The organism is Bacteroides sp. ET71 (genome assembly GCF_023336905.1).
Lineage (GTDB): Bacteria > Bacteroidota > Bacteroidia > Bacteroidales > Bacteroidaceae > Bacteroides.
Map to the genome: position 1 here is coordinate 121,613 of NZ_JAMBLS010000005.1, position 14,860 is coordinate 136,472.

Genomic DNA, 14,860 nt, shown 5'->3' on the forward strand with positions numbered 1-14,860 from the left:
AGTCAGTTAGGGTTATCTTTGTCTGCAATTTCGAAGTCGCCTGTACGTTTCAGTTCTTGCAGGCGGTTGTAGATGTTGAGGCAGGCCCAGGCATCGGTGGCGGCATAGAGTTTCTGGGGTTCGGTCAGGGTGTCTGCTTCCCAGTTGGTGAGGCGTTGTGCCTTGGAGATTTTCTCTCCAAACAGGATGCCGTATATTTTTTGCAGGCTTTTGTCTTCGATGCCGAAGGTGCGGACGTATTCTTGCAGCTCGATGCAGGCGTGTGCTTCGAAAGGGGCACGCTTGTGCAGCATCATGAGGTCGTCTTTCAGCGAGAGTCCTATCTTGGTGATGTTGGGGCTTTCGAGCAGGTTGATGATGGGCAGGGTGAGGCCCGTCAGGTTGAGGCGGAACAGGAAGCAGTGGTCTTCGGACGATACTTGCAGCAGGGCCACTTTGTGTGGTTTGCCTTTGGAGAAGGAGGGGCGTGTTTCGCTGTCGATGCCCACCATCGAGCATTGCCGCAGGAAGGTGACCGCCCGTTCTGCCTCCTGCGGGGTCTGCACCACGTGAATCTTTCCCGGGAAAGAGGCTTTGGGCAGGTCTTTCAATGCTTCTTTGTCAATAGTTCTTTTTATAATCATCGTCGGGTGGATTAATGGAGTGGTTCCCTGTCGGGCTCGTCATAGAAGTCGGTGTCTGCTTCTGTGCCGTCTTCGTCGTTTTCGTCTTCGCTTTGGGTGTACCTTGTCTCGTGCAGGGCGCGCAGGGTGTTGACCAGTTTCTGCCCCCAGTAGAGGCGGAAGTTTTCTTGGCAGATGGCCAGGGCGTCGTGCATCGTCTGGTTCAGCCCCAGGCTGAAGACGAAGATGAAGTCTTTGACGTCTTGGTAGATGTCGGCCAGGTCTTCGGAGATGTAGCGGGTGATGGGCTGGTCGCTGTACTTCATGTCTTCGACGAATACGTCCAGGTAGTCGTCGCGTTCGGCCAGGATGGAGGCCAGTGTCAGGCGCAAGACCTCGTAGGTTTCTTCCGTCACGTAGTGTTCGGGTTCTTCGTCGCCCATCGGTTCGCAAGGGGGCAGCAACGTGGCCTTCAGATACAGCAGGGGCAGTATCTTCAGCATCGTGTCGACAAAAGTGGCGCGTCGCGTGCCTTCGGCCTGTTCCACGTATTTGCAGAATTCGGCGGCCACGGTGACGAACTCTATGACGTTGCGGTCGAATATCGTTTGGCTTTCTTTTTCCATTTTCTGTTCTATTGTCTTGCAAAGGTAATGTAATTTGAGGGGAGTCGCAAATTTCGTTTTGACAAAGTTTTCTTTTCCCGTGGGCAAAGGTGCTGTCTGCTTGGGCTTTTCCCCCGCTGCGTGTGCTTGTGGAGGCGTCGGGGGCAGAAATCGTTTTTTTTCTTGCAAGCGTTCTTTGGGGGCCGTAGATGGGGTGGAAGAGCTGCGTCCTGCCGGCCCGTGCTTCGTGTGCGCAAGAGCCGTGCTTCGTGCGTACACGGGCGGAGGCTCGTCCGGACGGTGGCGTGGCGCCCTTTTTCGTAGAAAGGGGGCCGATTTGGGGCTTGCGGCGACAAAAAATGCCGACAAGCTGGTTTTATTTCTCAAGATTAATTATATTTGCCCTTGACAAATCGTGTGTTTCATTTAAATTTAGAGAATGGATATGGAAGATAAATTCGTAGTGAACATTGGCCGCCAGTTGGGCAGTGGCGGTCGTGAGATAGGTGAGAAGCTGGCCATACGGTTGGGCATCTCTTTTTACGACAAAGAGCTCATCACGCTGGCGTCGGAAGAAAGCGGCCTGTGCAGCGAGTTCTTCGAACGGGCCGACGAACGTCCCTCGCAGGGCTTCGTGGGCGGCTGGTTCGGGATGCGCTTCCCTTTCATCACCGACGGGGCCATGCCGGCCAGCAATTGCCTGAGCAACGATTCCTTGTTCAAGGTGCAGAGCGACGTGATTCGCCGCCTGGCCGAAAAGAAATCATGCCTGTTCGTCGGGCGTTGTGCCGACTATATCTTGCGCGAGCATCCGCGTTGTGCCAACATCTTCATCTCCTCCACCCGCGAAGACCGCATCGCCCGCCTGTGCCGTATTCATGGCTTCGGCGAGCAGGAAGCCGAGGCCATGATGGTAAAGGCCGACAAGAAACGTTCGGAATACTACAACTATTACAGCTATAAGACTTGGGGCGCTGCGGCATCCTACCACCTGTGCATCGATTCCTCCGTGTTGGGCATAGACGGCACCGTCGATTTCGTGGAGGAATTTGTGCGGAAGAAACTCTCGCTCTGATTCATGCCGGAAGAAAACAAAAAACTTAGAGCGGCTGTGTCGGCAAATCCTTGCCACGCAGCCGCTCTACTGTTTAGCTATGTTTAGAAAGATATTCGCTTTCTTACATCATCGTCAGCAATATCATCTGCCCCGCCAGGATGCGCAGGAACATGGTGAGAGGGTAAACGGTTGAATAACCCACCGAAGGAGCCGTATTGCCGGCCACTTGGTTCGAGTAGGCCAGTGCAGGAGGGTCGGTCGTGGCACCGCCGATAAGACCCATCAGGATGAAGTAGTTCACCTTGAAGAATCCGCGGGCAAAGATGCCGACCACAAGCAGCGGGATGACCGTAATCAAAAAGCCCCACAGCACGTACAACAATCCGTCTCCTTGCAGCACCGTCTGCACGAACTGGCCGCCCGCATCAATGCCTACGCTGGCCAGGAAGAGCACGAGACCTATCTCGCGCAGCATCAGGTTGGCACTCATCGTGGTGTACGTAACCAGCTTTAACTTGTAACCGAAACGGCCGATAAGGATGGCCACCACCAGCGGACCGCCGGCCAGGCCCAGCTTGACAGGCGTAGGCATGCCCGGGAAAGAGATAGGCAGGCTGCCCACCAGTATGCCCAGGAACAAGCCGACAAAGATGGTGACGATGTTCGGTGTGTCAAGGCGTTTGAGTTGATTGCCCAGCACGAGTGCTACGCCATTGACAGCATCCTGCTGGCCTACCACCATGACGCGGTCGCCTACCTGGAGTGTCAGGTTGGGAGCAGCGAAAAGGTCCATGCCCGAACGGTTGACGCGGGTGACGGTGACACCGTAAGTGCTGCGGAAGTGCATGTCACCCAGCTTCTTGCCATTGATTTCAGACTTGGTCACCAAGATACGTCTCGACACCATCGGCATGTCCTGATGTTCCCAATCCACCTCTACTTGTCGTCCTATGAAAGCTATTATAGCCTCGGCATCTTCTTCAGAACATACCATGTAAAGCTGGTCGCCGATGTGGAAACGGGTATCTTGGTCGGGGATGGACACGTGCCCCTCATGACGGAGACGTGTGCAGACGAAGGGACGTCCCAAAAACTCCTTGACCTGAATGAGACGCTTGCCGTCAATCGATTCGTTGCGCACTTCCAGCGTCATCAGGTGTGGCTTTTGTTTCTCATCTTCCTCCGTGTGGCGCAAAGCCTCTTCTTCCTTATGGAAGTCTATACGGAAGATGTAGCGGATAGCGATGATGGAACCTATGATGCCCAACACACCCAAGGGGTAAGCGCAGGCATAACCTAACGCAATGGGGTCGCCGGTGTATTGCAACTGGTTAAGAGCCTCTTGTGCAGCACCCAAACCGGGCGTATTGGTCACGGCCCCGTACAAAATACCTACAATCATAGGCAATTCCACACGTCCGTTGGCAATGAAGTAAATGGTCAGAGCCACTGCGATGTTGAGCACAATAATCATCACTGCCAATAGGTTCAGCGTCATGCCTCCCTTTTTGAAAGATGAAAAGAAAGACGGACCTACCTGCAGGCCGATGCAGAACACAAACAGTGTCAAGCCAAACTCGCGCAGGAAGTGCAGAATAGGCGTAGATACCGTAAAACCGAAATGCCCCATCAGGATACCCATGAAGAGGACGAACGTCACCCCCAGCGAGATTCCCGCCACTTTAATTTTGCCCAGCAAAACCCCGGCCGCTATCACGAAGGAGTATAGAAATACGATGTGGGCGACGGAGGAAGGGTCCCATAATAAACTGTTTAACCAATCCATAGTCCTATAAGTAATGTTAATAGATTCTAAATCGCGGATTAACGCCTGCAAAAGTACACATAACGTCCGAAGAAGGCAAGCTTTTCATAAAGAAAAAAGACTTTTTGTTCGAAAAGAGAAAAATATACTCCTCTTCGTATTGTATAATTCAAATATTTTGCTATATTTGCAGATGAACAACAGGCCATAGCTGAAGATACTTAGTATAAAAAGACGTGGACTGTACCGCCATAAGCTGCTCTCCACGTTGATGCTTCGTTTATAATGGTGAAGCGGGGCGTGTCCGTAGCTTTTGCACAGTACACGCCCCTTTTTGCACACGGATTCGAAAAATTTAAGCAACAGGTGCCCCCTCAATCGACTTATTTCTTATATTTGCAGGACAAAGTGAAATCGCACTTTTTTCAACCTACATTATAATAAAAAGATAAACTATGGCAGAAAACAAAGAAAAGCTCTTCTCTGACTTTCCGTCAGTCAGCACGGAAGCGTGGATGGAGAAAGTCACGGCAGATCTTAAAGGTGCCGACTTCGAGAAGAAACTCGTTTGGCGAACAAACGAAGGATTCAATGTGAAACCTTTCTACCGCCGTGAAGACTTGGACGGGCTGAAAACGACCGACGCTTTGCCCGGCGAATATCCTTATTTGCGTGGTAATAAGAAAAAAGACAATTCCTGGCTCATTCGGCAAGACATCCGTGTAGAAGATCCGGCGGAAGCCAATGCCAAAGCACTTGACATCTTGAACCGTGGCGTAGATTCATTAGGTTTCAGCATCAAGGCCAAACAGTTGAGCGAAGCCTACCTGGAAGTTCTCTTGAAAGACATCTGCGCTGAATGTGTAGAACTGAATTTCTCTACTTGCCAAGGGCATGTCGTAGAGTTGGCCAATCTGTTGCTCGCTTATTTCAAGAAGCACGGATATGACCTCTCGAAACTCAAAGGCTCAATCGCTTACGACCCTCTGGGCAAGATGCTCGCCAAAGGAAAAGAACGCACGGCAATAGCCGAGACTGGTAAGGCTCTTATAGCGGCTACGGCAGATCTTCCTGGCTATCATGTTCTCGGAGTAGACGCTTCTTTGCTTTGCAATGCCGGTGCTTATATCTATCAGGAACTGGGTTATGCTTTGGCATGGGGTAACGAGTACTTGAATGTCTTGACCGAAGCCGGAGTGCCGGCTGCTTTGGTAGCAAAGAAAATCAAGTTCAATTTCGGCATCTCCTCCAATTACTTTATGGAGATAGCAAAGTTCCGTGCTGCCCGTATGTTGTGGGCTGATATCGTGGGACAATATCTTGCGGAAAGTGACTGTAAGTGTGCCGCCAAAATGCATATACATGCCGAAACATCTAAATTCAATCTAACCCTTTTCGATTCTTATGTCAACCTGCTCCGCACCCAGACAGAAGCCATGAGTGCAGCGTTGGCTGGTGTAGAATCAATGACGGTATTGCCTTTTGACTCTGCTTACGAAACTCCTACAGAGTTTTCCGAACGCTTGGCTCGCAATCAGCAGCTTTTGCTTCGCGAAGAGTCACACTTTGACAAAGTGATTGACCCGGCCGGCGGTTCTTATTATATTGAGAATTTGACGGCGTCTATTGCAGCACAAGCTTGGAAGCTTTTCCTGGCTGTGGAAGAAGAAGGCGGCTTCTATGCATTGGTCAAAGCCGGAAAGGTGCAGGATACCGTTAACGCCAGCAACCGTGCTCGCCACGAGGCTGTGGCTCGTCGGAAGGAAATTTTATTGGGAACCAACCAATATCCGAATTTTACGGAGTTGGCGGGTGACAAACATCCGTTGGAAGCTGCTTGTTGCTGTGGAGGAGGTCACGAACATGCTTGCGAGAAAGATTGCGCTTCACTTGATTTTTCTCGGGCTGCCAGTGAGTTTGAGGCTCTTCGTTTGCAAACAGAACAAAGCGGTAAGCGCCCACGTGCATTCATGCTCACTATCGGCAATCTGGCCATGCGTCAGGCTCGTGCGCAGTTCTCTTGCAACTTCCTGGCTTGTGCGGGCTATGAGGTGATTGACAACCTCGGCTTTGCTACGGTAGAAGAAGGCATTGATGCTGCTCTTGCTGCTAAGGCCGACATAGTTGTGCTCTGTTCCAGTGATGACGAATATGCTGAGTATGCCATTCCTGCTTATCAAGCCTTGGCGGGCCGTGCCATGTTCATTGTGGCGGGTGCTCCTGCTTGTATGGACGAACTCAAGACTGCCGGTATCGAGAATTTCATCCACGTGCGTGTCAATGTGCTGGAGACTTTAAAGGAATACAACGCTAAACTATTGAAATAATAAGCTATGAGAAAAGATTTCAGAAACATAGATATATATGCCGACTTCAAGCCCGCTAACGGAGCTGAGTGGCAGAAGGCTAACGGCATCCAGGCTGATTGGAAGACGCCGGAACACATCGAAGTGAAGCCTGTTTATACCAAGGAAGACCTTGAGGGGATGGAGCATCTGGATTATGCGGCTGGGATTCCTCCTTATCTGCGTGGTCCGTACTCCATGATGTACACCTTCCGTCCTTGGACCATTCGTCAGTATGCCGGATTTTCTACAGCCGAAGAGTCCAATGCTTTTTATCGCCGTAATCTGGCCAGCGGCCAAAAAGGTCTTTCCGTGGCTTTCGATTTGCCTACGCACCGTGGTTATGACCCGGATAATGAGCGTGTGGTGGGCGATGTGGGCAAGGCTGGCGTGTCCATTTGTTCGCTGGAGAATATGAAGGTCCTTTTCGAGGGTATTCCTTTGAACAAGATGTCTGTCTCCATGACGATGAACGGGGCCGTGCTGCCCGTCATGGCGTTTTATATCAATGCCGGCCTGGAGCAAGGTGCCAAGTTGGAAGAGATGGCAGGAACCATCCAGAACGATATCCTGAAAGAGTTCATGGTACGTAACACGTACATTTATCCGCCTGCATTCTCCATGAAGATTATTTCCGACATTTTCGAGTATACGTCTCAGAAGATGCCGAAGTTCAACTCCATCTCTATCTCCGGTTACCACATGCAGGAGGCCGGTGCTACGGCAGACATTGAATTGGCGTACACGTTGGCCGACGGTTTGGAATATCTGCGTGCCGGTGTCAACGCCGGATTGGACATCGATGCCTTCGCGCCGCGTCTTTCTTTCTTCTGGGCCATCGGTACGAACCATTTCATGGAGATTGCCAAGATGCGTGCCGCCCGTATGTTGTGGGCGAAAATAGTGAAGCAGTTCAACCCGAAGAATCCCAAGTCGCTGGCTTTGCGCACGCACTCGCAGACTTCCGGCTGGTCGCTGACGGAGCAAGACCCGTTCAACAACGTGGGACGTACGTGTATCGAGGCTATGGCGGCAGCTTTGGGTCATACCCAGTCGTTGCATACCAATGCTTTGGATGAGGCTATTGCCTTGCCGACGGATTTTTCGGCCCGCATCGCCCGTAACACGCAGATATATATTCAGGAGGAGACTTACATTTGTAAGAACGTAGACCCCTGGGCCGGTTCTTATTATGTGGAGTCGCTGACCAACGAGATTGCCCACAAGGCGTGGGAGCATATCCAGGAGATTGAAAAGCTGGGCGGCATGGCCAAGGCTATCGAGACGGGTATTCCCAAGATGCGCATCGAGGAGGCGGCAGCCCGTACCCAGGCTCGTATCGACAGCGGTGCACAGACCATTGTCGGTGTGAACAAGTACCGTTTGGACAAGGAAGCTCCTATTGATATCCTGGAGATTGACAATACGGCTGTGCGCCAGGAGCAGGTGGAGAACCTGAAGAAGCTGAAAGCTAACCGTGACCAGGCCGAGGTGGACAAAGCCTTGGATGCCATTACGGAATGTGTGCGTACGGGTAAGGGCAATTTGCTGGAATTGGCCGTCGAGGCTGCCCGTGTGCGTGCCACTTTGGGAGAAATCTCTTATGCGTGTGAGAAAGTAGTAGGACGTTACAAAGCAATCATTAGAACTATTTCAGGCGTGTATTCATCAGAAAGTAAGAATGATTCAGACTTCGCCAAGGCTTGTGAATTGTGCGAGAAGTTTGCGAAGAAGGAAGGTCGTCAGCCGCGCATCATGATAGCCAAGATGGGTCAGGACGGGCACGACCGTGGTGCAAAGGTGGTGGCAACGGGTTATGCCGACTGCGGTTTCGACGTAGACATGGGGCCGTTGTTCCAGACGCCGGCCGAGGCTGCGCGTGAGGCTGTGGAGAACGACGTTCATGCCGTGGGTGTATCGTCATTGGCGGCAGGTCATAAGACGTTGATTCCGCAACTCATGGACGAGTTGAAGAAGTTGGGCCGTGAAGACATCGTGGTGTTTGCCGGCGGTGTTATCCCTCCGCAGGACTATGACTTCCTCTACAAAGCCGGCGTGGCTGCTATCTTTGGCCCCGGCACTCCGGTTGCGAAGGCGGCTTGCCAGATATTGGATATTTTGATGGACGAAGAATAAGTTCCAGCGTTCAGAATCTGGAGATGATGGAAGGGGAGTCCCGGCAGCGGGGCTCCCCTTTTCTGGTGTTTTCGCTTTACCTGAGTTTGTTAAGAATCCTTTTGTCGGGCGGATTATTTGCAAGGGCAGCTTAAAGAATGTTATAAAACATGTTTTGAGGCGCCGATTATTTGCAGGTTCCGAAAAAGTCCGTATCTTTGCAACGTGTTTTTCATAGTATTAGATTTTAAGGTTAACAAAGGTTGGGCTCAGCGGAGCCCTTTTTTTATGCCCGTATGCGTCGGGTGCGTGCCTGCTGTGCGTGAAAGCCGTCCTTCGTGTGCGGAAGAGCGTGTGCCGCTGTGCGGAAGAGCGGAATACGTGGTGCGCCGAAGAAAACTTTTTCGTACCTTTGCCCTCCGATTACTAAAAAATAGAGCATGATAGTTTGCATTGCCGAGAAACCCTCTGTGGCCCGCGACATCGCCGATGTGTTGGGCGCAAGAGAAAAGAAAGACGGATATATAGAAGGAAACGGCTACCAGGTGACGTGGACCTTCGGGCATTTGTGCACGCTGAAAGAGCCGCACGAGTATACGCCCGACTGGAAGTCCTGGCGTTTGGACTACCTGCCGATGATTCCTCCGCGTTTTGGCATCAAGCTGATAGAGAACGCCACGTACGAGCGGCAGTTTCACGTCATCGAACGCCTGATGCAAGCGGCAGACCTGATTATCAACTGCGGCGATGCCGGGCAGGAGGGGGAGCTTATCCAGCGGTGGGTGATGCAGAAGGCCGGGGCACGTTGTCCGGTGAAACGCCTGTGGATTTCGTCGCTGACGGAAGAAGCCATCCGCGAGGGCTTTGCCAAGCTGCGCGATGCGGCCGATTTCCAACCCTTGTACGAAGCCGGTCTGAGCCGTGCCATCGGCGACTGGCTGTTGGGGATGAACGCCACGCGCCTCTACACCATGAAATACGGGCAAAACCGCCAGGTGCTTTCCATCGGGCGTGTGCAGACGCCGACGTTGGCGCTGATTGTGAACCGGCAGTTGGAGATACAGCGTTTCGTCCCCAAGCAATATTGGGTGCTGAACACGGTGTACCGCGACACGACCTTTTCGGCACTGGTCAAGAAGAGCGAGGAAGAGCTGGTGCTGGAGGCGGAAAAACAGAAAGACAATCCGGCGGCCAAAAAGTCCGGAAAAACAGAAGAAAACCGGGGCATCGAGCCCATCACCGACCGGGCGCGGGGAGAAGCCTTGTTGGCCCGAATCAAAGACGTGCCTTTTACGGTGACAGGCGTGACAAAGAAAGAAGGACGCGAAGCACCCCCGCGCCTGTTCGACCTGACCTCTCTCCAGGTGGAGTGTAACAAGAAGTTCGCTTATTCGGCCGACGACACGCTGAAGCTCATCCAGTCTCTCTACGAGAAGAAAGTGGCGACCTATCCCCGTGTCGACACCACTTTCCTGAGCGATGACATCTATCCGAAGTGTCCCGGCATCCTGAACGGTCTGCGCGGCTACGAGCCGCTGACGGCGCCTTTGGCGGGCAAGCCGCTTCCCAAGTCGAAGAAGGTCTTCGACAACTCCAAGGTGACAGACCACCACGCCATTATTCCTACGGGACAGCCTCCCGTGAACCTGACAGACATGGAGCGCCGCGTGTTCGACCTGATTGCCCGGCGTTTCATAGCCGTGTTCTATCCCGACTGCAAGTTCTCCACCACCACGGTCATGGGCGAAGCAGACGGCATCGAATTCAAGACCACGGGCCGGCAGATACTCGAGCCCGGTTGGCGGGTGGTCTTCGCCACTCCGGCCGCCCAAGCTTCTTCTGCCGAGGACAAAGAAGAGCGCGAAGGCGAGGCCGACCGCGTGCTGCCCGCTTTCGTGCGGGGCGAGTCGGGACCCCATTTCCCCGAGTTGTCGGAGAAGTGGACGCAGCCGCCCAAACCTTATACCGAAGCCACCTTGCTGCGGGCGATGGAGACGGCCGGCAAGCTGGTGGATAACGACGAGCTGCGCGACGCGCTGAAGGAAAACGGCATCGGCCGCCCCTCCACCCGCGCCGCCATTATTGAGACGCTTTTCAAGCGCAGTTACATACGGAAGGAACGCAAGAACCTGATTGCCACTCCTACGGGCGTGGAACTGATTCAGACCATCCACGAAGAATTGCTGAAATCTGCCGAGCTGACCGGCATCTGGGAGAAAAAGTTGCGCGAGATAGAAAAGCGTACCTACGATGCTGCCCGCTTTCTGGAAGAGCTGAAGCAGATGGTCCGCGAGATTGTGGCAAACGTCCTGGCCGATACCAGCAACCGGCGTATCACCGCACAGACAGCCCCGCCGCCCAAAACCGCGCAAGCGTCGCCAGCCAAGGACGCCACCAAAGACAAGCCCAAGCGGACGCCGAAGAAACGTTCGCCCAAGAAAGCAGCCGCCACATCCGTCCCGGCAGATGACTCCTTGGTCGGCCAGCCCTGTCCCCTCTGTGGCAAAGGCACCCTTATCAAAGGAAAAACGGCCTACGGATGCTCCCGCTGGAAAGAGGGGTGCCAGTTCCGTAAACCGTTTGGCGGGTGACCTGCCGCGCCCTGTGTTATCTGAAGAAAGAGCGGAGAAGGCGTCCCAAGCGGCGGTACCACTTGTTCTTGCGTCTCCTCTGATAATGTTCAAGCTCCGCCTTCATCTGATGGATGGTTTCCTCGTCCTGTTGCAGCCAGCGCAGCAAGGCAATCGGGTCGTCGTACAGTTTCCCGTAGATGTCCATGTGCTTGCTGTAAATGATTTGATGCAGTTCATGCAGGTGCAGGGTGGCTGTCGTGTTGCGTGAGTTTTCCTTTATCCGGTAAAAGAACAAAGGTTCTTCTAACTGGACCACCACGCTCTGTTCGTCCAGCAGGCGGATGTAGAACTCCCAGTCCTCGAGCCCCCACACCATTCCCGTGTCATACCCTCCGATGGCCAGGCAATCGCTTTTCCTGTACACGGCCGAGCTGAAGATGGTGTTGTAAACCAGCAGGCTTTTATAGCCTGCATACCTGGGCGACGGACATTCCTCTTCGTTGTTGCTGCATTGCAGGCAGTAGACCAAGGTGGTTTCCGGGTGTTCCGAGAACACTCTTACAGCCTTTTCTATGTATGTCGGTTTAATCCAGTCGTCAGCGTCGAGCGGCAGGATGAACTCTCCCTTTGCTTGCTTTATCCCGTTGTTGCGCGCGGCAGACACGCCTTGGTTCTGCTGTGGCAAGTAGCTGATGCGGTTGTCTTGCTGCATGTACTGCCGTACTACTTCTTCGGTATTGTCTGGCGAGCCGTCGTTCACAACAATGGCTTCCCAGTTCCGGTAGGTTTGTTTCAACAAAGACTCTAAAGCGTCAGGCAGGAAATCCGCCTGTTTGTAGCATGGTATAATGACAGAGACTTTTACTTCGTCCATAAGCTATTCTTGATAGTAGCGGTAGAACTCGACGACGGCTTCGATGCCTTTCCGCAAGATGTCCAGTGGGAGATTCTCGTTGGGCGAGTGGATAGCGTTGCTTTCCAGCCCGAAGCCCATCAGTATTGTCTTGATGCCCAGCACCTGCTCGAAGGTGGCGATGATGGGGATGCTTCCGCCGCGGCGCACGGCCAGCGGTTTCCGTCCGAACGCTTTCTCGAACCCGTGTGCGGCGGCCTTGTAGGCTGGCAGGCTGATGGGGCAGACGTAGCCTTGTCCGCCGTGCATGGGCGTGACCTTCACGGTTACCGTGTCGGGTGCAATGGCCTGTATGTAGTCGGCCAGCAGGTGCGAAATCTTTTCGTGGTCTTGGTGCGGGACGAGGCGGCACGACACTTTGGCGTAGGCTTTCGAGGGCAATACGGTTTTCGAGCCTTCGCCCGTGTATCCGCCCCAGATGCCGCATACGTCGAACGACGGGCGGCAACTGTTCCGCTCCAGTGTGCTGTATCCTTTTTCTCCGTCCAGGGCTTTTACGCCGATAGCCCGCTTGTACTTCTCTTCGTCAAAGGGGATGCTGGCTATCATGTCGCGTTCTTCTTGTGGCACGTCTTCGACGTCGTCGTAGAAGCCGGGCACGGTGATACGCCCGTTTTCGTCCGTCAGCCGGGCAATCAGTTTGCAGAGCACGTTGATGGGGTTGGCCACGGCGCCGCCGAAGTGTCCGGAGTGCAAGTCACGGTTGGGGCCGGTCACCTCGATTTCCCAGTAAGCCAGTCCGCGCAGGCCGGTGGTCAGCGAAGGCAGGTCTGCGCCGAGCATGCTGGTGTCTGACACAAGGATGATGTCTGCCTTTAACAGTTCGCGGTGTTCTTGGCAGAAGCTCTCCAGGCTGGGTGAGCCTATTTCTTCTTCTCCCTCGAAGATGAACTTGACGTTTACTTTCAGTTCTTTGTTTTTCACCAGGTATTCGAAGGCTTTGACTTGTATGAATGACTGTCCCTTGTCGTCGTCTGCGCCGCGTGCCCAGATGTGTCCGTCGCGCACTTCGGGTTCGAAGGGGGCGCTTTTCCACAGCTCCAGGGGTTCGGCGGGCATGACGTCGTAGTGGGCATAGACCAGCACGGTCCGTGCCTCCGGGTTCACGGTCTTTTGGGCGAAGACGATGGGGTTGCCGGCCGATGGCATGACGTGTGCTTCGTCGGCTCCGGCTTGCAGCAGCAACTGGCTCCAGCGTTGGGCGCAGGCCAGCATGTCGTCGCGGTGTTCGGGTTGGGCGCTGATGCTGGGGATTCGGATGAGGCTGAACAATTCGTCCAGCATCCGCGGTTCGTTGGATTGGATGTAGTCTTTAATCATGGTTAAATGAAGAATTGAGAATGAAGAATGAAGAATTTTGCACAGCTTTCCGGGGGAACATTCTTCATTTCTCCGCGAAGCGGATGTTCTTCATTCCTCATTCGTGTTACAATTGTGTGGTACGGTCTATCAGGTAGAAGTCCAGCAGGGTCATGGCGGCCATGGCCTCTACGATGGGTACGGCGCGGGGCAGGACGCAGGGGTCGTGCCGGCCGCGTGCTTTGAGGGTGGTGTCTTGCCCGTCTATGTTGACGGTGTGTTGCTCCATCAGCACGGTGGCCACGGGTTTGAAGGCCACGCGGAAGTAGATGTCTTGTCCGTTGCTGATGCCTCCCTGTATGCCTCCGGAGTGGTTGGTGCGTGTTTCGATGCGTCCGGCGTTGTTGTAGAACACGTCGTTCTGTTCAGAGCCTTTCATCTTGAGGCCCTTGAAGCCGTCGCCGTACTCGAAGGCTTTGGCTGCGTTGATGCTGAGCATGCCCGAGGCCAGGGCCGATTGCAGCTTGCCGAAGACGGGTTGTCCCAGTCCGATGGGGCAGCCTTGGATGACGCACGTCACTACGCCGCCTATCGTGTCCCCTTCTTCCTTCACCTGGTAGATGTATTCTTCCATCTCTTTCGCCTTGTCCGGGTCCGGGCAGCGCACGGGGTTGTTTTCTATCAGGTCGAGGTCGTAGGCCGTGTAGTCGTCTTCCAGGCGGATGGGGCCCACTTGCGAGGTGTATGCCTTGATGCTGACGCCCAGTTGCCTGAGGGCAATCTTGGCCAAGGCTCCCCCCACGACGCGCGAGATGGTCTCGCGGGCCGACGAGCGTCCGCCGCCTCGGTAGTCGCGGATGCCGTATTTCAGCTTGTACGTGTAGTCGGCGTGCGAGGGGCGGTAGACGCTTTGCATTTCGCTGTAATCGCTGCTGTGCTGGTTTTTGTTCCATACCAGGAAACCGATGGGGCTGCCGGTTGATTTGCCGTTGAAGATGCCCGACAGAAATTCTACCTTGTCGTCTTCCGAGCGCGAAGTGGTGATGCGCGACTGACCCGGCCGACGGCGGTTCAGTTCGGCCTGTACGAAGTCCATGTCGATGGTTACGCCCGAGGGAAATCCGTCTATTACGCCTCCGATGGCCTTGCCGTGCGATTCCCCGAAAGTGGTAAGGCGGAGGATGTTTCCAAATGAATTGAACATACTTCAAATGCTTTAAAGGTTTATAATCAGGCTGATGCAGTGGCTTTTTCGCCGAAAGCGTCGTTTGCTCCTCGTAAAGATAATAAATATTTCTGAAAAAGCGTTGTTTCGGCTGCGCTTTTTTTTTCTGTTTTTTTTATTTTGCCTTGTCGGCGCTTGGGATGGAGTGTTTGGGGGCGCCTCGTTTTTCCGGCAAAAAGTTCTGCTGTCCGGGTGTTCCGCCTCCCCTCCGCCGTGCGTCTGCTTCTTCCGAAGTCCGGGCGTGCTTCTTGTGCTATGTGGCCGTGCTTCTGTCCCGGCGCTTCCTGCCCTCTTGTCCGTAGCCCGTTTTCCCCGGTCTGAAAAAACGGCCATCTTCCGTCCGGCCTGTTTCTGCCCATAT

The 14,860-nt window shown here is 53.9% G+C and carries 10 protein-coding genes; 4 read left to right on the forward strand and 6 right to left on the reverse strand.

Translation table 11 applies throughout. The annotated features are described in order from the left end of the window. Window positions 1-2: 2 nt before the first annotated feature. Entirely contained in the window at window positions 3-623 is a 621-nt protein-coding gene (locus M3090_RS05000) for a 3'-5' exonuclease (RefSeq protein ID WP_249054296.1), read from the reverse strand. Between the two features lie 11 nt (window positions 624-634). Then, on the reverse strand, window positions 635-1,228 hold the full coding sequence (locus M3090_RS05005; protein WP_249054297.1) for a DUF5063 domain-containing protein: 594 nt from the start codon (window positions 1,226-1,228) through the stop codon (window positions 635-637). Window positions 1,229-1,652: 424 nt separating this feature from the next. Here M3090_RS05005 and M3090_RS05010 point away from each other — a divergent pair, with 424 nt between their 5' ends. Further along, a complete protein-coding gene (locus tag M3090_RS05010; RefSeq protein WP_249054298.1) occupies window positions 1,653-2,282 on the forward strand; it encodes an AAA family ATPase in 630 nt (209 codons plus the stop codon). 103 nt (window positions 2,283-2,385) lie between these two features. On the opposite strand, the gene M3090_RS05015 is transcribed toward M3090_RS05010, so the two are convergent. Then, on the reverse strand, window positions 2,386-4,050 hold the full coding sequence (locus M3090_RS05015; protein ID WP_249054299.1) for a putative transporter: 1,665 nt from the start codon (window positions 4,048-4,050) through the stop codon (window positions 2,386-2,388). 434 nt (window positions 4,051-4,484) lie between these two features. Between M3090_RS05015 and mutA the strand changes: the two genes are divergently transcribed. The 3 genes from mutA to M3090_RS05030 all read left to right on the forward strand — a co-directional run bounded on the left by mutA (window position 4,485) and on the right by M3090_RS05030 (window position 11,080). Beyond that, entirely contained in the window at window positions 4,485-6,356 is a 1,872-nt protein-coding gene (gene mutA, locus M3090_RS05020) for a methylmalonyl-CoA mutase small subunit (protein ID WP_249054300.1), read from the forward strand. Window positions 6,357-6,362: 6 nt separating this feature from the next. Next, on the forward strand, window positions 6,363-8,510 hold the full coding sequence (scpA, locus tag M3090_RS05025) for a methylmalonyl-CoA mutase (RefSeq protein WP_249054301.1): 2,148 nt from the start codon (window positions 6,363-6,365) through the stop codon (window positions 8,508-8,510). A gap of 419 nt (window positions 8,511-8,929) precedes the next feature. Further along, the gene (locus M3090_RS05030; RefSeq protein WP_249054302.1) at window positions 8,930-11,080 is read left to right on the forward strand and encodes a DNA topoisomerase 3; all 2,151 of its coding nucleotides are present in this window, start codon (window positions 8,930-8,932) and stop codon (window positions 11,078-11,080) included. 16 nt (window positions 11,081-11,096) lie between these two features. On the opposite strand, the gene M3090_RS05035 is transcribed toward M3090_RS05030, so the two are convergent. From M3090_RS05035 to aroC, 3 genes are all read right to left on the reverse strand, one after another. Continuing rightward, a complete protein-coding gene (locus M3090_RS05035) occupies window positions 11,097-11,936 on the reverse strand; it encodes a glycosyltransferase family A protein (protein ID WP_249054303.1) in 840 nt (279 codons plus the stop codon). Window positions 11,937-11,939: 3 nt separating this feature from the next. After that, window positions 11,940-13,295 (reverse strand): dipeptidase, encoded by a 1,356-nt coding sequence (locus M3090_RS05040; protein ID WP_249054305.1) that lies wholly within the window; start codon window positions 13,293-13,295, stop codon window positions 11,940-11,942. 106 nt (window positions 13,296-13,401) lie between these two features. Further along, window positions 13,402-14,478, reverse strand: a complete 1,077-nt coding sequence (gene aroC, locus M3090_RS05045) for a chorismate synthase (RefSeq protein ID WP_249054307.1) — start codon at window positions 14,476-14,478, stop codon at window positions 13,402-13,404. Window positions 14,479-14,860 lie beyond the last annotated feature (382 nt).

What these genes read in the sequence shown, in the direction of transcription:
- M3090_RS05000 (WP_249054296.1), bottom strand. Translation starts at nt 623, where the DNA reads ATGATTATAAAAAGAACTATTGACAAAGAAGCATTGAAAGACCTGCCC.
- M3090_RS05005 (WP_249054297.1), bottom strand. Translation starts at nt 1,228, where the DNA reads ATGGAAAAAGAAAGCCAAACGATATTCGACCGCAACGTCATAGAGTTC.
- M3090_RS05010 (WP_249054298.1), top strand. Translation starts at nt 1,653, where the DNA reads ATGGAAGATAAATTCGTAGTGAACATTGGCCGCCAGTTGGGCAGTGGC.
- M3090_RS05015 (WP_249054299.1), bottom strand. Translation starts at nt 4,050, where the DNA reads ATGGATTGGTTAAACAGTTTATTATGGGACCCTTCCTCCGTCGCCCAC.
- mutA (WP_249054300.1), top strand. Translation starts at nt 4,485, where the DNA reads ATGGCAGAAAACAAAGAAAAGCTCTTCTCTGACTTTCCGTCAGTCAGC.
- scpA (WP_249054301.1), top strand. Translation starts at nt 6,363, where the DNA reads ATGAGAAAAGATTTCAGAAACATAGATATATATGCCGACTTCAAGCCC.
- M3090_RS05030 (WP_249054302.1), top strand. Translation starts at nt 8,930, where the DNA reads ATGATAGTTTGCATTGCCGAGAAACCCTCTGTGGCCCGCGACATCGCC.
- M3090_RS05035 (WP_249054303.1), bottom strand. Translation starts at nt 11,936, where the DNA reads ATGGACGAAGTAAAAGTCTCTGTCATTATACCATGCTACAAACAGGCG.
- M3090_RS05040 (WP_249054305.1), bottom strand. Translation starts at nt 13,295, where the DNA reads ATGATTAAAGACTACATCCAATCCAACGAACCGCGGATGCTGGACGAA.
- aroC (WP_249054307.1), bottom strand. Translation starts at nt 14,478, where the DNA reads ATGTTCAATTCATTTGGAAACATCCTCCGCCTTACCACTTTCGGGGAA.